This is a genomic window from uncultured Sphingomonas sp. (assembly GCF_937859915.1).
In the GTDB taxonomy this organism is placed as follows: Bacteria; Pseudomonadota; Alphaproteobacteria; order Sphingomonadales; family Sphingomonadaceae; genus Solisphingomonas.
In genome coordinates this window covers 1-16,440 of sequence record NZ_CALMAW010000105.1, presented here as the reverse complement: position 1 = coordinate 16,440, position 16,440 = coordinate 1, and the positions used below count along the sequence as shown (strand labels likewise).

16 protein-coding genes and 3 pseudogenes are annotated in these 16,440 nt (G+C 69.5%); 12 read left to right on the top strand and 7 right to left on the bottom strand.

The features are described from left to right. Window positions 1-204 (bottom strand): annotated as a pseudogene (locus Q0326_RS13890) (succinate dehydrogenase, hydrophobic membrane anchor protein); the annotation flags it as partial. Continuing rightward, window positions 204-641: a succinate dehydrogenase, cytochrome b556 subunit gene (sdhC, locus tag Q0326_RS13885; protein WP_298691499.1), complete on the bottom strand. Its 438-nt coding sequence runs from the start codon at window positions 639-641 to the stop codon at window positions 204-206. The gene sdhC and the pseudogene Q0326_RS13890, both read right to left, overlap by 1 nt. Window positions 642-791: 150 nt before the next feature. Between sdhC and Q0326_RS13880 the strand changes: the two genes are divergently transcribed. The 8 genes and pseudogenes from Q0326_RS13880 (at window position 792) to Q0326_RS13845 (ending at window position 7,335) form a co-directional block, all read left to right on the top strand. Beyond that, on the top strand, window positions 792-2,123 hold the full coding sequence (locus Q0326_RS13880) for a methyl-accepting chemotaxis protein (protein ID WP_298691497.1): 1,332 nt from the start codon (window positions 792-794) through the stop codon (window positions 2,121-2,123). A 152-nt stretch (window positions 2,124-2,275) separates the two neighbouring features. Next, window positions 2,276-2,992, top strand: coding sequence for an SDR family oxidoreductase (locus tag Q0326_RS13875; protein WP_298691495.1), 717 nt, complete (start codon window positions 2,276-2,278; stop codon window positions 2,990-2,992). Continuing rightward, window positions 2,982-3,911 carry a 50S ribosomal protein L11 methyltransferase gene (locus Q0326_RS13870; protein WP_298691492.1) on the top strand — a complete coding sequence of 310 codons (930 nt, stop codon included), beginning with the start codon at window positions 2,982-2,984 and terminating at the stop codon, window positions 3,909-3,911. Before Q0326_RS13875 ends, Q0326_RS13870 begins: the two co-directional genes overlap by 11 nt. Window positions 3,912-4,035: 124 nt before the next feature. Beyond that, entirely contained in the window at window positions 4,036-5,328 is a 1,293-nt protein-coding gene (gene coaBC, locus Q0326_RS13865) for a bifunctional phosphopantothenoylcysteine decarboxylase/phosphopantothenate--cysteine ligase CoaBC (protein WP_298691490.1), read from the top strand. Continuing rightward, a complete protein-coding gene (dut, locus tag Q0326_RS13860; protein WP_298691488.1) occupies window positions 5,325-5,774 on the top strand; it encodes a dUTP diphosphatase in 450 nt (149 codons plus the stop codon). The genes coaBC and dut overlap by 4 nt, the downstream gene beginning before the upstream one ends. 127 nt (window positions 5,775-5,901) lie before the next feature. Then, window positions 5,902-6,650, top strand: a pseudogene (locus tag Q0326_RS13855) (HesA/MoeB/ThiF family protein). Further along, window positions 6,632-6,991, top strand: coding sequence for a DsrE family protein (locus Q0326_RS13850; protein ID WP_298691486.1), 360 nt, complete (start codon window positions 6,632-6,634; stop codon window positions 6,989-6,991). The pseudogene Q0326_RS13855 and the gene Q0326_RS13850 overlap by 19 nt, the downstream one beginning before the upstream one ends. A 119-nt stretch (window positions 6,992-7,110) precedes the next feature. After that, window positions 7,111-7,335, top strand: coding sequence for a hypothetical protein (locus Q0326_RS13845; protein ID WP_298691484.1), 225 nt, complete (start codon window positions 7,111-7,113; stop codon window positions 7,333-7,335). A 125-nt stretch (window positions 7,336-7,460) separates the two neighbouring features. On the opposite strand, the gene topA is transcribed toward Q0326_RS13845, so the two are convergent. The 3 genes from topA to plsY form a co-directional block, all read right to left on the bottom strand. Further along, on the bottom strand, window positions 7,461-10,055 hold the full coding sequence (topA, locus tag Q0326_RS13840) for a type I DNA topoisomerase (protein ID WP_298691482.1): 2,595 nt from the start codon (window positions 10,053-10,055) through the stop codon (window positions 7,461-7,463). A 211-nt stretch (window positions 10,056-10,266) separates the two neighbouring features. Next, a complete protein-coding gene (dprA, locus tag Q0326_RS13835) occupies window positions 10,267-11,427 on the bottom strand; it encodes a DNA-processing protein DprA (RefSeq protein ID WP_298691479.1) in 1,161 nt (386 codons plus the stop codon). Between the two features lie 7 nt (window positions 11,428-11,434). Further along, window positions 11,435-12,070: a glycerol-3-phosphate 1-O-acyltransferase PlsY gene (plsY, locus tag Q0326_RS13830; RefSeq protein ID WP_298691476.1), complete on the bottom strand. Its 636-nt coding sequence runs from the start codon at window positions 12,068-12,070 to the stop codon at window positions 11,435-11,437. Window positions 12,071-12,200: 130 nt separating this feature from the next. Between plsY and murI the strand changes: the two genes are divergently transcribed. Together murI and hemA are read left to right on the top strand one after the other, a co-directional pair. Then, window positions 12,201-12,995 (top strand): glutamate racemase, encoded by a 795-nt coding sequence (gene murI / locus Q0326_RS13825; RefSeq protein ID WP_298691473.1) that lies wholly within the window; start codon window positions 12,201-12,203, stop codon window positions 12,993-12,995. A gap of 103 nt (window positions 12,996-13,098) precedes the next feature. Next, window positions 13,099-14,313 (top strand): 5-aminolevulinate synthase, encoded by a 1,215-nt coding sequence (gene hemA / locus Q0326_RS13820; RefSeq protein ID WP_298691471.1) that lies wholly within the window; start codon window positions 13,099-13,101, stop codon window positions 14,311-14,313. 190 nt (window positions 14,314-14,503) lie between these two features. Here hemA and Q0326_RS13815 read toward each other — a convergent pair whose 3' ends face one another. Together Q0326_RS13815 and Q0326_RS13810 are read right to left on the bottom strand one after the other, a co-directional pair. Then, complete coding sequence (locus Q0326_RS13815) at window positions 14,504-14,983, bottom strand: DUF3429 domain-containing protein (RefSeq protein ID WP_298691469.1); 480 nt, start codon at window positions 14,981-14,983, stop codon at window positions 14,504-14,506. Window positions 14,984-15,057: 74 nt separating this feature from the next. Continuing rightward, on the bottom strand, window positions 15,058-15,567 hold the full coding sequence (locus tag Q0326_RS13810) for a hypothetical protein (protein ID WP_298691467.1): 510 nt from the start codon (window positions 15,565-15,567) through the stop codon (window positions 15,058-15,060). 81 nt (window positions 15,568-15,648) lie between these two features. Here Q0326_RS13810 and rpiB point away from each other — a divergent pair, with 81 nt between their 5' ends. After that, window positions 15,649-16,107 carry a ribose 5-phosphate isomerase B gene (gene rpiB, locus Q0326_RS13805; protein WP_298691465.1) on the top strand — a complete coding sequence of 153 codons (459 nt, stop codon included), beginning with the start codon at window positions 15,649-15,651 and terminating at the stop codon, window positions 16,105-16,107. Further along, a pseudogene (glyA, locus tag Q0326_RS13800) lies at window positions 16,104-16,440 on the top strand (serine hydroxymethyltransferase); the annotation flags it as partial. The gene rpiB and the pseudogene glyA, both read left to right, overlap by 4 nt.

Sequence of the window (16,440 nt, the reverse complement as noted above, 5' to 3'; positions counted from 1 at the left end):
CAGCGGCACCGCGGCGAGCGGCGACTTGAGCCACAGCACGACCGCCTGGTGGTCGAGGATCGGCAGCCGCGCGAGCGACACCACGAACCAGATCAGCAGCACGAGATTGCCCGCCGCGGTGACGCGCTGGAGCCACCAATGGTGCGGGCCGGCATGCGCCGAGCCAAGCCCGCGCACCCGGCCGAGGCTGGTACCGCGGCCCATCAATATTTCCCCATCACGACGGCCCAGAAGACCAGGGTGGCGACGACCGAGAAGACCATCGTCATCATCGCGCCGAGCTTGTTGACCTTGAGCTCATAGCCCGCGCCGGTGTCGAGCATCAGATGCCGCACGCCCGACGCCATATGCTGGAAGAACGCCCAGGTCAGCGCGACGCCGACCAACTTGGCGAGCAGCCCGACGATCGCCTGCGCGCTCTCGTGCGGGCTCGCCGCGTCGGCATCGACGATCCAGTGATAGAAGGTCGCATAGGCCGCCGGGCTGATCGCCGCGGCGGTGAGCCACCAGGTGAAGATCAGGCCGCCGCCGATTGCCAGCGCCGTGCCGGTCGCGCGGTGCAGGATCGAGACCAGCATATGCGGGCCCCACTTCCAGATAGACAGGTGCGGCGAGAGCGGTCGCGCCGGATTGTGCGCCATGGTGTCTCCGATCGGATATGCGGCTCTCCTGTACTCATTGCGACGCACCATGCAAGCGCTGCGACCGGCCGTTAGCTAACCGGGCGTTTACCCTTTGGCGGCTAAAGCCTTGTTCCGACGCACAGGCGCAACCGGAATCCGAGGGGCGAGATGAGCCAAGACATCGATGGCGACGTGGCACTGTCCGCACGGGAGATTGACGTCCGCGTGACGGCCTACGGCGCGCGCAGCGACTTCGAGGCGCGCCGCGCGCGGCTATGGGCAAAGGCGGGCCGAATCATCGAACCCGAGCTTCTGCGCCACTATGCCGACCTGCTCCGCAAAAATTATTCGCATCTCGGCATCAGTCCCGAGGCGATGCTGGGCAATGTCGCCGAGGTCTATGGTCGGCCGATCGACGCCGAATGGGTGCGCGCCGCCGCACGCCATGGTCGCCGAGCGGCCACGCTCAACCTCGGCACGTTCGACATCGTGGCGACGATGACCGACAAGGCGGAAGGCGTGACTCGCGCGCTGCTCGAGGCGTTCCCCGACCAGCCGGATTTCGTGATCGACGCCGTACTGACGATGCGCTCGATCGACGATTATCGCATGGAGATCATGCAGGCCGAGCTCGACGCGATCCGCCGCGTCACCGCGCGCACCGATCGCACTGCCGACAGCGCCGCCTTCCGCAGCGAGATCGTCGCGATCCTGTCGACCGCGATGCACAATTCGGGCGAGCTGCGCGAGCAGACCGCCGCCACCTCCGCCTCGGCGCGCGGCATGCTCGGCAAGGCCTCCGAAGTCGCCGCCGCCGCCGAACAGTCCGCGGTCGCGATGCGCGAGGCGGCGCAGACCTCCGCCGGGCTGATCCGCGCGATCGAGGACGCGCGCCGCGAGGTCGAGATCGCCGCCGGTGTCGCGACACGCGCCGCCGACCAGTCGACGCTCGCGGTTGCGGTTTCCGAGGCCTTGTCGGGCCATGCCCAGTCGATCGAATCGATCCTCGGGCTGATTCGCGACATCGCCGGCCAGACCAACCTGCTCGCGCTCAACGCGACGATCGAGGCGGCACGCGCGGGCGACGCCGGCCGCGGCTTCGCGGTGGTCGCGCAGGAGGTCAAGAGTCTCGCCTCGCAGACCGCGCGCGCGACCGACGACATCGCCTCCAAGATCGCCGCGATCCAGTCCGCCTCGCGCCAGACGCTCGACGTCAACGGCTCGATCCGCGACATCGTCGGCGAGGTCCAGGCCTCGGCGCAGCGCATCCGCGTCGCGATGGAGGCGCAGGCGCAGACCGTGACCATGATCACCGCCGCGGTCGACGAGACCGCACTCGCCGCCGATTCGATGTCGGGCACGATCGCCGCGATCCGCGTCGACACCGAAGCGGTCGCCTCGGACATCGATCGCCTCGAATCGGGCTTCCGCTCGGTCAACGGTCAGCTCGCGCAGCTCGAGACGACGACCGGCGATTTCGTCCAGCGGATCGCGGCCTAAAGTTCCCACGCTTCAATCCCGTTCGCACTGAGCGCAGTCGAAGTGCAGCCACGTCGCGCGTGACCCCCTTCGGCTTCGCTCAGGACAGGCTTCGACTGCGCTCAGCCTGAACGGGGGTGGGTGCAGGGTCAATCACGCGCTAGAGAGCGCGCATGACCATCCATATTCTCGCCACCGGCACCAGCCGCGGCATCGGCGCCGCGATCGCCGCCGCGCTCGACCGTCCCGACGTCCGCCTGATCGGCCACGCCAGTCGCCCGGGCGAAGACGCGCGCATCCCCGCCGATCTCGACGAACCGGGGGCCGCCACCTCGCTGTGGCGCGAGGCGCTCGACCGGCTCGACGGCCGGATCGACGTCCTGATCAACAATGCCGGCATCTTCGAGGCCGCGCCGCTTGCCATGAGGCACGAGAGCTGGGTCGCCGCCTGGGAGCGGACGATGCGGATCAACCTCACCGCCTCGGCCGAGCTCTGCCGGCTCGCGGTCCGCCATTTCACTGGCGAGGGCCGCGGCGGTGGCCGCATCGTCAATGTCGCCAGCCGCGCCGCCTATCGCGGCGACTCGCCCCAGCATTGGCATTATGCCGCGTCGAAAGCCGGGATGGTCGCGATGACCAAGAGCATCGCGCGCGGCCATGCCCGGGACGGCGTGCTCGCCTTCGCGGTCTGTCCGGGCTTCACCATGACCGGCATGGCCGAGGACTATCTCGCCAGCCGCGGCGGCGACGCGCTGCTCGCCGACATTCCGCTCGGCAAGGTCGCCGATCCGGCCGAGGTCGCGGAGACGGTGCGTTGGCTCGCGCTCGACGCGCCGGCGTCGGCGACCGGCGCGGTGATCGACGTCAACGGGGCCAGCTATGTCCGCTGACGCGCCGGACGCCACCGGCGACAGCTGGAAGATCGTGCTGCCCTGCACGCGCATCGAGGCCGAGGCGCTGGCGTCCGCCACCGATCCCTTCCCCGGCATGGACGAGCCGCCGGTGCTCAACACGCTGGAGCCCGACGAACGGTCGCCGGAGGAATGGCTGCTCGAAGCCTATACCGAAGCCGAGCCCGATGCCGCGACGATCGCCGCGGTGCGCGCGCTGGTCCCGTCTGCCGGCCGCCGCGAACCGCGCGTCGAGAAGGTCGCCGCGCAGGATTGGGTGACGCTCAGTCAGGCCGGGCTCGAACCGATCCGCGCCGGGCGCTTCTATGTCCACACCGCGGCGCATAGCGACGACGTACCGTCGGACGCGACGGTCTTCCGCATCGAGGCCGGGCGCGCGTTCGGCACCGGGCATCATTATACCACCACCGGCTGCCTCGAGATGCTCGACCGGCTCAAGCGGCAGGGCCAGCGCTACCGGATGATCGCCGACGTCGGCACCGGCACCGGGCTGCTCGCCTTCGCCGCGCTGGCGCTGTGGCCGCGCGCGCATGCGCTCGCCACCGACATCGATCCGGTCTCGATCGAGGTGAGCTACGAGAATGCCGAGGCGAACGGCGTGTCGCTCCGCCGGCTCGGGCTGGCGGTCGCCGAGGGCGTCGATCATCCGCTTTACGATGCGCTGGGCCCGTTCGATCTGGTCGTCGCCAACATTCTCGCGCAGCCGCTGATCGAGCTCGCGCCCACCATCGTCGCGACGATGGCGCCGGGCGGGACGCTGATCCTCGCCGGCCTGCTGACCACGCAGGCCGACGCGGTGACCGCCGCCTATCGCCGCGAAGGAATGCGCGCTGCCGACACGATCGTGAACGGCGACTGGTCGATCCTGATGCTGCGCAAGCGGCGGCGGATGCGGTAGCGGTTCCCCGGCGAAAGCCGGGGCCCAGGCCCCAGATCCAAGCCAAAGCGCCGCATCCGCTGCAGATTACGCGCCTGGGCCCCGGCCTGCGCCGGGGAACTGGAAAAGCGATCGCGCTTGCTCCATGGGAGACACCGTGACCGGCAAGCGCATCCTCTTGATAATCGGCGGCGGCATCGCGGCCTACAAGGCCTGCGAACTGATCCGCCTGCTGCGCAAGCGCGGCCACACGGTGCGCTGCGTGCTGACCGCGGGCGGCGCGCATTTCGTCACCCCGATGACGCTCGCCGCGCTTTCCGAACAGCCGGTCCACACCTCGCTGTGGGAGCTCAAGGACGAGATCGAGATGGGCCATATCGAGCTCAGCCGGCAGGCCGATCTGGTCGTCGTCTGCCCCGCCACCGCCGACCTGCTGGCGAAGATGGCGGCGGGGATCGCCGACGATCTCGCCACCACGCTGCTGCTCGCCACCGACAAGCCGGTGCTGGCGGTGCCCGCGATGAACGTGCGGATGTGGCTCCACGCCACGACGCGGCGCAACGTGGAGACGCTGCGTGGCGATGGCGTGACGGTGATGGCGCCCGATGAAGGCGCGATGGCGTGCGGCGAATTTGGTCCGGGGCGGCTTCCCGAACCCGAGGCGATCGTCGGCGCGATCGAGACGGCGCTCACCCCCTCCCCGTTCGTCCTGAGCGACATCGAAGGACGTGCGGCAAACGCCGCGCCCGCAACCGGCACGTCGACGTCGCTCAGTGCGAACGGAGGTCTGATCGGCAAACACGTCCTCGTCACCGCCGGTCCGACCCACGAGCCGATCGATCCGGTGCGCTACATCGCCAACCGTTCGTCGGGCAAACAGGGCTTTGCGATTGCCGCGGCGCTGGCCGTGCGCGGTGCGAGGGTCACGTTGGTCGCTGGTCCCGTCGCGCTAGCCACGCCCCCTGGCGTCGACCGCGTCGACGTCGAGACCGCGCGCGAGATGGCGGCAGCGGTCGACGCCGCGCTGCCGGCCGATGCCGCGGTACTCGTCGCCGCCGTCGCCGACTGGCATGTCGAGGCCGCCGGTCTCAAGATCAAGAAGGCGGGCGCGCCGCCCGCGCTCGCGCTGGTCGAGAATCCCGACATCCTCGCCACGCTGTCGCACTCGCCGCGTCGCCCCCGCCTCGTCGTCGGCTTCGCCGCCGAGACCAACGACGTCGTCGCGCACGCGCAGGCCAAGCTCGCGCGCAAGGGCTGCGACTGGATCGTCGCCAATGACGTGTCTGGCGCACGCGGGCAGAGCGTGATGGGTGGCGCCGACAATGCGATCCACCTCGTCACCGCCGACGGCGTCGAGACCTGGCCGACCCTTCCCAAGATCGAGGTCGCCGAGCGGCTGGCGGACCGGATCGCAGATGCCCTGACGGAGCCCGCATGATCGAAATCCATCTCAAGCGCCTGCCGCACGGCGAAGGCCTGCCCGCCCCCGCCTATGCCACCACCGGCGCCGCCGGGCTCGACATCGTGTCGGCCGAGGACATCGTGCTCGGCCCGGGCGACCGTCATGCGGTCGCGACCGGCTTCGCGGTGGCGATCCCGGCGGGCTACGAGATCCAGGTCCGCCCGCGCTCGGGCCTCGCGCTCAAATTCGGGGTCACCTGCCTCAACACGCCGGGCACGATCGATGCCGACTATCGCGGCGAGGTGAAGGTGATCCTCGCCAATCTCGGATCGCAGCCGTTCGAGGTGAAGCGCGGCGAGCGGATCGCGCAGCTGGTTCCCGCCGCGGTCACCGCCGCGCGCTTCCTCGAGGTCGAGACGCTCGACGACACGCAGCGCGGCGACGGCGGCTTCGGCTCGACGGGGCGTCATTCGCTGCCGTGAACCGGACCGCGACCACCAAATCTCCGTTCGCACTGAGCGAAGTCGACGTGCGTGCTGCCGGTGCTGCGCCTGAAACACGTCCTTCGACTTCGCTCAGGACGAACGGGGGGTGGCGCGTGTCGCGCCTATGACCCTCACCGACCCGCAGCTCGACCGCTATGCGCGCCACATCATCCTGAAGGAAATCGGTGGTGGCGGACAGCGGCGACTGCTCGACTCGCACGCGCTGATCATCGGCGCGGGCGGGATCGGCTCGCCGGTGATCCAATATCTGGCGGCAGCGGGCGTCGGCCGGCTGACCGTGTCGACGACGACATCGTCTCGCTCTCCAACCTCCAGCGCCAGACTCTGTTCGCGACACGCGACGTGGGATCTCGCAAGGTCGTGGCGGCGGCGAACTTCGTCCAGCGGATGAACCCCGACGTGCAGTTGCTGCCGATCGACCGGCGGCTGGATCGCGGCAATGTCGCGCGGCTGCTCGAGGGCGTCGACGTGGTGGTCGACGGCTGCGACAATTTCGCGACGCGGCTGATCGTCGCCGACGCGGCGCTGGCGGCACACGTGCCGCTGGTCTCGGCGGCGGTCGGACAATTCGAGGGCCAGCTCGCGGTCTATCGCGGGTGGGAGCCCGGCAAACCCTGCTATCGCTGCCTGGTCGGCAGCGATCCCGACCGGCCGGACGTCAGCTGCGCGGACCAGGGCGTGCTCGGCGCGCTGACCGGCGTGATCGGCAGCCTCGCCGCGATCGAGGCGGTGCGCCAGCTGGTTCCGTTCGGCGAGGACAGCGCGGGCAAGCTGCTGCTCGTCGATGCGCTCGCCTTCCGCTTCCGCACGATCGCGCTGCCCAAGGATGCGGGATGTCCGTGCGCGGACTGACCTTCGTCGCGATCCACTCGGACTCGGTGCGCGCAGGGCTCGAGCTGGCGGCGGCGAATGCGGCATTGGGCGGACGGGCACGGCTGTTCTGCCAGGGCGAGGCGGTCGCCGCGCTCGTAGCGCTGCGCGATCCCCACGACGCCGACTTTGCGGCCTGCGGCCTGCCGACGCTCGCGCAGCTGGTCGACGACGCAGTCGGGCTCGGCGTCGAGCTGATCGCCTGCCAGAGCGGGCTGCTGCTCAAGGGGGTCGCCGCCGACCAGCTCGATCCGCGGATCGCGTTCGGCGGCACCGTGAGCGTTCTTCAGACGCTTGGCGAGGACCGCCTCGTTGCCGGCTGAGTTGAGCCGGCAAAATGCCCGACAGGAGCGCATTGCGACAATTTAATCCGTTGCGCCCGTGCAACCACCGCCGCGATCGGCGTTTGGACAGCAGCGCGCACCGCGCCCGGGAGATTTTTATGCGTACGATGATTGCTCTGGCGCTTGCCGCCGCCACGCTGGGCGCCGCCGCGATGCCGGCCGACGCCGCGGGCTGTCTCAAGGGTGCCGCGGTCGGCGGCGCCGCCGGTCACTTCGTCGGCAAGGGCCATGCCGTGCTCGGCGCCGCCGCCGGCTGCGCCTATGGCCATCACCGCGCCGCCAAGGCCGCCCGCCAACAGCGCCAGGCCCAGCCGCACCGCTAAGGCGCGCAAAGGCCCTCTCCCGTAGGGAGAGGGTTGGGTGAGGGGTTCCCACCCCAAAGGTCGGACGCGACGCTTGCGCGTCGCTCCCCTCACTCCGCCCTCTCCCCGCCGGGGAGAGGGTCGGTTCAGGCCTCGACCACCGCCTTCTTCTTTGCGGCCGCTTTCTTCGCCGGTGCCTTCTTGGCGACCTTCGCCTTGGCCTCCGGCGCCTTCTTCGCTGCAGCCGGTTTCTTCGCCGCCGCCTTCTTGACCGGCTTCTTGCCCTTCGCCGGTCCCTTGGCGGCGCGTTCCGCCAGCAGCACCACGGCCTCGTCGAGCGTCAGCGCTTTTGGATCGGCCGCCTTGGGCAATGTCGCATTGGTGGTGCCGTCGGTGACATAGGCACCGAAGCGGCCCTCCATCACCTTGATCTCGGCGCCGCCATCGGGATGCGCGCCCAGCACCGCGATCGGCTCGCGCGCCGCCCCGCGCCGCCCGCCGCCGGCCGCCGCTTCGGCGAGCTTGACCACCGCCGAGTTCATTCCCGTCTCGAACACCTCGTCGGTCGAGGCGAGCTTGGCGTATTTGCCGTCATGCGCGAGATACGGTCCGTAGCGGCCGATCGAGGCGGTCACCGGCTTGCCGCTCTCCGGGTGGTCGCCAACGGTGCGCGGCAGCGACAGCAGCCGGATCGCCATGTCGAGATCGAGCACCGGCACGTCCTTGGGGATCGACGAGCGCTTCGCCTCCTTGCCCTCGCCGAGCTGGATATACGGCCCGAACCGCCCCGAGCGGCGGCTGATCGCCTCGCCCGAGACCGGATCCTTGCCGAGCTCCTCGGGCCCGGTGTCACCGCCGGCCTCGGCCCCGCCGGGCTGCGCGAAGCGCCGGGTATATTTGCATTCGGGATAGTTGGAGCAGGCGATGAACGCGCCGAACCGGCCGCCACGCAGCGCGAGCTTGCCTTCGTAACAGTTCGGACAGAGCCTTGGGTCGGTGCCGTCGCCCTTGTCGGGGAAGAGGAAGGGCGCGAGGAAGGTATCGAGCTCGGCGGTCACCTCGGACGGCCTCTGCTCCATGACTTCCACGGTCTTGGGCTTGAAGTCCTTCCAGAAGGCGTCGAGCACCGCCTGCCACTGCGCGCGGCCGCCCGAGACGTCGTCGAGCTGGTCCTCGAGCCCGGCGGTGAAGTCGAAGCTGACGTATTTCTCGAAGAAGCGCTCGAGGAAGGCGGTGACCAGCCGGCCGCTCTCCTCGGCGAAGAAGCGGTTCTTCTCGATCCGGACGTAGTCGCGGTCCTTGAGCGTCTGCAGCGTCGAGGCGTAGGTCGAAGGGCGGCCGATGCCGAGCTCCTCCATCTTCTTGACGAGGCTGGCCTCGGAGAAGCGCGGCGGCGGCTGAGTGAAATGCTGCTCGGCGCGCACCGCCTTGACCGCCGGCGAGTCGCCTTCGGTGAGGCGCGGCAGGCGGCGGCTCTCCTCGTCGCCCTCATCGTCGCGGCCCTCTTCGTAGAGCGCGAGATAGCCCGGGAAGAGCACGACCTGGCCGGTCGCGCGCAGGCCGAGCGTGCCGGTGCCGTCGCTCAGGTCGACGGTCGTGCGCTCCAGCCTGGCCGAGGCCATCTGGCTCGCGGTCGCGCGCTTGAAGACGAGCTCGTACAGCCGCGCATGATCGCCCGAGCCGCCCTTCTCGCGCGAGAAGTCGGTCGGGCGGATCGCCTCATGCGCTTCCTGCGCATTCTTGGCCTTGGTCTGGTAGATGCGTGGCTTATCGGGGACGTAGCCGCCGTCATAGCGCTCGGCAATCGCCTTGCGCGCGGCCGAGATCGCGCTCTCGTCCATCTGCACGCCGTCGGTCCGCATATAGGTGATCAGCCCGTCCTCGTAGAGCGACTGCGCGATCCGCATCGTATGGCTCGCCGAGAAGCCGAGCTTGCGCGCGGCCTCCTGCTGGAGCGTCGAGGTGGTGAAGGGGGGCGGCGGGTTGCGCGTCAGCGGCTTGGTCTCGACGGTCGAGACGACGAGCCGCGCGGCCTCGACGTCGGCCTTGGCGGCCTGCGCGTCGCCTTCCTTGCCGATCGTCAGGCGATCGATCTTGTCGCCCTTCCACTTGGTCAGGCGCGCGACGAAGCCGACGCCATCCTGCTCCATGTCGGCGGCGACCGACCAATATTCCTGCGCCTTGAACGCTTCGATCTCGCGCTCGCGGTCAACGACAAGGCGCAGCGCCACCGACTGGACGCGCCCCGCCGACTTGGCGCCGGGCAGCTTGCGCCACAGCACCGGTGAGAGCGTGAAGCCGACCAGATAATCGAGCGCGCGGCGCGCCCGGTAGGCGTCGATGAGATCCTCGTCGAGCGCGCGCGGCTCGGCCATGGCTTTCAGCACCGCCGCCTTGGTGATCGCGTTGAAGGTGACGCGCACCGTGTCGGCGGGCAGCGCCTTGCGCTTCCTGAGCACCTCCTGGACGTGCCATGAGATCGCCTCGCCCTCGCGATCGGGATCGGTCGCGAGGATCAGGCCGGTGGCGGTCTTGGCCTCGTCGGTGATCGCCTTCAGCTGGCGCGTCTTGTCGGCGTAATTCTCCCACTCCATCGAAAAACCCTCGTCGGGGTTCACCGAGCCGTCCTTGGCGGGGAGGTCGCGGACATGGCCGTAGGAGGCCAGGACCTTAAAACCCGGGCCGAGATATTTCTCGATGGTCTTGGCCTTGGCGGGCGATTCGACGACGACGAGCTTCATGGGTGACGCAGTCCTTCACGTGTACGCGTACGAGGGTGGGAAGCTTGGGGGCCGCTCGTCAAGCGGCGGTTGTGCCGCCGTGGCGCAGGTCGGCGCCGATCAGCGGTGGCGGTGGCGGGAGCAGGCGAGGTGACATGGGACGCGCCCGTCGCGCGACGAGCGGGGTGACGTCAAGCGGCGACGCTTCGCACGAAGCGGTCGCCGGGGCCCATCACGCCAGACTCACCTGCCCGCCGGCATGCCGCTCCAGCCGCCCGGCCAACTCCAGTTCCAGCAATACGGTCTGCACGATCGCAGGCGGACGGCTCGACAGGCGGACGATCTCGTCGATCGGGACCGGCGACGGTCCGAGCAGATCCAGGACGGCGCCGCGATCCGCGTCGTCGGCATCCGTCGGCGCGGGCGGGCCGCCATAGCCGCCGATCCCCGGTTCGCCGAGCGTCGCGCGCGGATCGATCGGGCGCAGCGCCTCCATCACGTCGTCGGCGGATTGGACCAGCGTCGCACCCTCGCGGATCAGCAGATTGCAGCCCTGCGCGCGCTGGTCGAGCGGCGAGCCCGGCACCGCGAGCACCTCGCGCCCATAATCGCCGGCATAGCGCGCGGTGATCAGCGACCCCGATTTGGGCGCCGCCTCGATCACCACCACCGCCTGGGCGAGCCCGGCGATGATCCGGTTGCGATAGGGAAAGTGGCGGGCTCGCGGCTCGATGCCCGGCGGCTGCTCGGCGATGAGCAGGCCACGGGCGGCGATCTCGTCCTGCAGGTCGGCATTTTCGGGCGGATAGGCGACATCGATCCCCCCGGCGATCACCCCGATCGTACCGCCGTCGAGCGAGCCCTGATGCGCCGCGGTGTCGATCCCGCGCGCCAAGCCCGAGGCGATGACGACGCCGCGCTCGCCGAGTTCGGCGGCAAGCCCCCGCGCGAAGCGGCAGGCCGAGGCCGAGGCGTTGCGCGCGCCGACCATCCCGACCACTGCCCGGTCCGCGATCGCGCGCCGCCCCCGCATGATCAGCGCGGGGGGCGCACCGGTCACCGCGGCAGGCAGCGCCGGATAGCCCGGCAGCCCGAGAAACAGATAGCGGGCGCCGGCCGCCTCGACCGCCGCGACCTCCGCCTCGATCGCCGCGCGCGACGGGATCGCCGGCGGCTTGCCTCCGCCCCGCCTGGCGAGGTCGGGCACCGCCTCGAGCGCGGCCGCCGCCGTGCGGAAGCGCAGGATCAGCTGCGCATAGGTCACCGGCCCGACCGTCGGCGTGCGGATCAGCCGGAGCCGGGCGATGCGATCCTCGCGCACCGCGCTGACCGACACGGTAGGCTTTTCGGGAACTCCCGACCCGTCGACATCCTCGTCGATCGCGCCGGGCATGGCCGCGTCAGACGGCGCCGCTGCCGCCGCCGAAGCGCGGTTCGGTGCCGTCGAGCAGCCGCTCGACATTGGCGCGGTGCTTCCACAGCACGATCAGCGCGAGCAGCAGGAAGACCAGCGTGAGGTCGGAGCGGTTGAGCACCGCGGCGGTCACCGGCGTCGCGATCGCCGCGATCATGCCGCCGACCGAACTGTGCCGCGTGACCAAGAAGGCGGCGAGCCAGACGATCGCAAAGACCAGCCCGCACGGCCAGGACAGCGCGAGCGCGACGCCGAGGAAGGTCGCCACGCCCTTGCCGCCGCGAAAGCGCAGCCACAGCGGATAGACATGGCCGAGGAAGGCGAGCGCGCCGGCGACGATCGCCTGGATCGACGGCGCCGGCACGGGCCCAGGATCAGGCAGCAGCAGCGTGACCACAACCACCGCCGCCGCGCCCTTGGCGGCATCGAGCAGCAGCGTCAGGATGGCGAGGTCCTTGCGGCCGGTCCGCAGCACGTTGGTGGCGCCGATATTGCCCGAGCCGATCGTCCGCGGATCGGCGGCGCCGGCCAGGCGGGTCACCAGCAGGCCGAACGGGATCGATCCCAGAAGATAGCCGATCAGGGCGGCTGCGCCCAATTCAAGCCAGTTGGTTGCGCTCACCCCAATCCGTCCCCTGCGTACGCCTTTAGCATAAGGATTGTGACCGGCTGCGCAACAAAGATGGGTTAGCATTTTCCGTGAAACCCGGCGCGGTTGCACGATCGCGGCGCGCCACCTAGATCGCCTCGCAATGGATGCGAACCGCCCGTTGCTGCTCTTCGACTCCGGCGTCGGCGGGCTGTCTGTACTCGACTCGGTCCGCCGCATCTTGCCGGCGGCGCCGATCGTCTATGTCGCCGACTCGGGCGGCTTTCCCTACGGCACCAAGACCGAGGCCGAGCTTGCCGCACGGATCCCGGCGCTGCTCGGCCGTCTGGTCGAGCGCTATCGCCCGCGGCTCGTCGCGATCCCTTGCAACACCGCCTCGGTGATCGCGCTGGCGCCGATCCGTGCCGCGCTCGACCTGCCCGTGGTCGGCACGGTGCCGGCGATCAAGCCGGCCGCGTTGGTCTCGAAGACGCGGGTCATCGGCGTGCTCGGGACGCTGGCGACGGTACGCCAGCCCTATGTCGACCGCCTGACCGGCGAATTCGCCGCCGACTGTCTCGTGCTACGCCAGGGCTCGGCCGCGCTCGTCCAGATGGCCGAGGACAAGCTGCGCGGCACGGCGCCCGACCCGGCACGCATCGCGGCCGAGCTCGATCTGCTGCTCGCACAACCGGGCGGCGATCGGATCGACACCGTCGTGCTCGCCTGCACGCATTTCCCCCTGCTCGCCGACGAACTCGCCGCTGTGGCGCCGCGCCCGCTGACGCTGATCGACAGTGGCGACGGGATCGCGCGGCGGATCGCCTTCCTTACCACGGGGCAAGCCTGGCCCGCCGATCCTCGCGACGACATCGCCGTCTTCACCTCGGATCTCGATATCGGCGCCTTGGCGCCGGAACTGACACGACGTGGGCTTTCGCGGATCGAGCGACTGTGAGACATGTTCGATCGTAGTGATCGCAAATCCCGCCCTCGGGACGGTAGAAGTTCGTGGAACTACACGCTATTGGGCAGGTGCCCGAGGGGCAGGAGGACTGGTTTTGGACTATCAGCGCGTGTTCGCCCAGGCGATCGACAGGCTCCATGCCGAAGGCCGGTACCGGGTGTTCATCGATATCCTGCGCAACAAGGGCAATTTTCCCAACGCGCGCTGCTTCGCCGGCCATAACGGTCCCAAGCCGATCACGGTGTGGTGCTCGAACGACTATCTCGCAATGGGCCAGCACCCCAAGGTGATCGCGGCGATGGAGGAGGCGCTCCACGACGTCGGCGCGGGCTCGGGCGGCACGCGCAATATCGGCGGCAACACCCATTATCACGTCGATCTCGAGCAGGAGCTCGCCGACCTCCACGGCAAGGAGGGCGCGCTGCTGTTCACCAGCGGCTATGTCTCCAACGAAGCGACGCTGGCGACGCTGGCCAAGGTGCTGCCCGGCTGCATCATCTTCTCTGACGAGCTCAACCACGCCTCGATGATCGCGGGAATCCGCAATTCGGGTTGCGAGAAGCGCGTCTTCCGCCACAACGACCTCGTCCATCTCGAGGAACTGCTGGCCGCCGAGGATCCCGACACGCCGAAGCTGATCGCGTTCGAGAGCGTCTATTCGATGGACGGCGACGTCGCGCCGATCGCGGCGATCTGCGATCTCGCCGACACCTATAATGCGCTGACCTATTGCGACGAGGTCCATGCGGTCGGCATGTACGGCGCGCGCGGCGGCGGCATTTCGGAGCGCGACCAGGTCGCCGACCGGATCACGATCATCGAGGGAACGCTCGGCAAGGCGTTCGGCGTGATGGGCGGCTACATCGCCTGCGACGACCAGATCATCGACGTGATCCGCAGCTATGCGCCGGGCTTCATCTTCACCACCTCGCTGTCGCCGGTGCTCGTCGCGGGCGTGCTGGCGAGCGTGCGGCACCTGAAGGCGTCGTGCGTCGAGCGCGAGGGCCAGCAGGCCGCCGCCGCGATGCTGAAAGCGCTGTTCGCCGAGGCGGGCCTGCCGGTCATGCCCTCGACCACGCACATCGTGCCGCTGCTCGTCGGCGATCCGGTCAAGGCCAAGAAGATCAGCGACATCCTGCTTGCCGAATATGGCGTCTACGTCCAGCCGATCAACTATCCGACCGTGCCGCGTGGCACCGAGCGGCTGCGCTTCACGCCCGGTCCGTCGCACACCGAGGCGATGATGCGCGAGCTGACCGGTGCGCTCACCGAGATCTGGGACCGGATGGCGCTGCGCGTCGCGGCGTAGGTGGGTACGACCGTTCCCCGGCGAAAGCCGGGGCCCAGGCCCGGGGTATGTAGTCGACGCTGCGGCACTTACATACGTGGGGCCTGGGCCCCGGCCTGCGCCGGGGAACCGCGGAGGCGACGTGAGCGCCATCCGCCGTCGCAAAACGACGAATGTGGCCCCGATAGCGCGTTGCGCGCGGTTCGCGGCATCACGCCAGCGACAGCCCCAAGCCCAGCGTCAGCGCGGCGAGCGCCAGCGACAGCGGCAGGCGCAGCCGCATCCACCAGACGGGCACCAGCCCGCGTCGCGCAAGGTCGCGGTCGACCAGCGGGGTGAGCGCGATCGCTACCGCCAACGTGATCGAGGCAATCGCGGGAAAATTCCAGGCGAGGCCGACGACGAGCAGCGCGACCAGCGTCGGCACCACCGCGATCCCCATCAGCCGCGGCAGCTGCTCCGGCGTCGCGCGCGTCGCTGCCACGCCCCACCAGATCCCGCCCAAAAAGCTCAGGATCAGCGCGGCATAGCTCAGCGCCAGCCCACCGATCATCAACGGGATCGGCGTATCGGGATAGACGCCCCCGGCAAGGCGCACGAACAACGCCAGGATTAGCGGCAGCAGCCCTGCCGCGCCCAGCACCGTCGCCGCCAGCGGCACGCGCGTGCCGTCCTCGCCCCGCTCGATCATCGTTCGCCCCCTACCCGTGTCCGGCCTTCGTCGCCGGCTTTGCCAGAAACCTGTGTATGGATCGCTAACCCGCTTCAATCGCGGCAATAGCCTTCGCCCGGGCGGACGGTCAGGCAGTCCGTCTTGGCGGCGAGGCGATCGAGCCCGGTCGCCTTGCCGTCGGTCGCGCGCAGCACCTGCTCGCCATCGGGCCGCGCGAAGACGATCGTGTCGCGCTGCGCGACGCCGTCGAACACGCCCTTGGCGCTGTGGGCATAATGGTCGGTGAGCTGATAATGACCAGGGCGCCTGCCGGGATCGGCGGCGATCAGCAGCGAGCGACCGTCGACACCCGTCCAGCGACCGACCCAGCCCTGCACCGCGGGCGGATCGACGATCCCGGCCATGCGATTGTCGAGCCCCGCGATGCGGCCTTGCGTCTTATCGCCCGCAGCGTCGATGCGATTGGACGCGGTCTCGCCCCAATTGTCGGCCGCATCCGCGAGGCGATCCGCGCTGTTGGCTAGCTGGTTGGTCGCGGATTGCTCGCCATGGCAGGCGCCGAGCAGCGCGAGCGCGGCCAGCAGGATCGTCCGATTGCGCATATGCTCTTCCTATTCCGGCCTAGCCTTGCTGCGGCCACCTCCGTAGAGAGACGCCGATCCGACTCAACAGGTTCCCATGTCATGGTCCAACGCATCGCCATCGCTTCCGATCATGCCGCCTTCGCCATGAAGGCGGAACTGGCCGACTGGCTGCGCGCCGAGGGTCATGACGTCGTCGACCTCGGCCCCGCGACCGACGCGCGCGTCGACTATCCCGATTTCGGCTTCACGCTTGCCGCGGCCATCGCCGGCGGCCCGGCAGACCGCGGCATCGCGCTGTGCGGCTCGGGGATCGGCATCTCGATCGCGGTCAACCGCCACCCCGCGCTGCGCTGTGCGCTCGTCTCCGAACCGCTGTCGGCCGCGCTCGCCCGCGAGCATAACGACGCCAATGCGATCGCGATGGGCGCGCGGCTGATCGGCATCGAGCAGGCCAAGGCGTGCGTCGCCGCCTTCCTCGGCACCGATTTCGCGGGCGGCCGCCACGCCGGCCGCATCGACAAACTTTCGCATCCCCGCTTCGAGAAGGAGCCCGCATGAGCACCGCCGCCACCGATCTTTCGGACATCCGCAAGGATGGCTTCTTCACCCAGGATCTGGCCGATTCCGACCCGGCGGTGTTCGCCGGCGTCGAGCAGGAGCTCGATCGCGAGCGCCACCAGATCGAGCTGATCGCCTCCGAGAACATCGTCTCCAAGGCGGTGCTCGAGGCCCAAGGCTCGGTGTTCACCAACAAATATGCGGAAGGCTATCCGGGCAAGCGCTATTATCAGGGCTGCGCGCCGTCCGACGTCGTCGAGCAGCTCGCGATCGACCGCGCCAAGCAGCTGTTCGGCTGCGGCTTCGTCAACGTCCAGCCGCATTCGGGCGCGC

Coding starts and splice junctions, on each gene's coding strand:
- Q0326_RS13870 (WP_298691492.1), top strand. CDS start 2,982: ATGTCCGCTGACGCGCCGGACGCCACCGGCGACAGCTGGAAGATCGTG.
- Q0326_RS13815 (WP_298691469.1), bottom strand. CDS start 14,983: ATGATCGAGCGGGGCGAGGACGGCACGCGCGTGCCGCTGGCGGCGACG.
- dprA (WP_298691479.1), bottom strand. CDS start 11,427: ATGCCCGGCGCGATCGACGAGGATGTCGACGGGTCGGGAGTTCCCGAA.
- rpiB (WP_298691465.1), top strand. CDS start 15,649: ATGGTCCAACGCATCGCCATCGCTTCCGATCATGCCGCCTTCGCCATG.
- topA (WP_298691482.1), bottom strand. CDS start 10,055: ATGAAGCTCGTCGTCGTCGAATCGCCCGCCAAGGCCAAGACCATCGAG.
- coaBC (WP_298691490.1), top strand. CDS start 4,036: ATGGGAGACACCGTGACCGGCAAGCGCATCCTCTTGATAATCGGCGGC.
- Q0326_RS13845 (WP_298691484.1), top strand. CDS start 7,111: ATGCGTACGATGATTGCTCTGGCGCTTGCCGCCGCCACGCTGGGCGCC.
- Q0326_RS13850 (WP_298691486.1), top strand. CDS start 6,632: ATGTCCGTGCGCGGACTGACCTTCGTCGCGATCCACTCGGACTCGGTG.
- Q0326_RS13875 (WP_298691495.1), top strand. CDS start 2,276: ATGACCATCCATATTCTCGCCACCGGCACCAGCCGCGGCATCGGCGCC.
- murI (WP_298691473.1), top strand. CDS start 12,201: ATGGATGCGAACCGCCCGTTGCTGCTCTTCGACTCCGGCGTCGGCGGG.
- Q0326_RS13810 (WP_298691467.1), bottom strand. CDS start 15,567: ATGCGCAATCGGACGATCCTGCTGGCCGCGCTCGCGCTGCTCGGCGCC.
- Q0326_RS13880 (WP_298691497.1), top strand. CDS start 792: ATGAGCCAAGACATCGATGGCGACGTGGCACTGTCCGCACGGGAGATT.
- sdhC (WP_298691499.1), bottom strand. CDS start 641: ATGGCGCACAATCCGGCGCGACCGCTCTCGCCGCACCTGTCTATCTGG.
- dut (WP_298691488.1), top strand. CDS start 5,325: ATGATCGAAATCCATCTCAAGCGCCTGCCGCACGGCGAAGGCCTGCCC.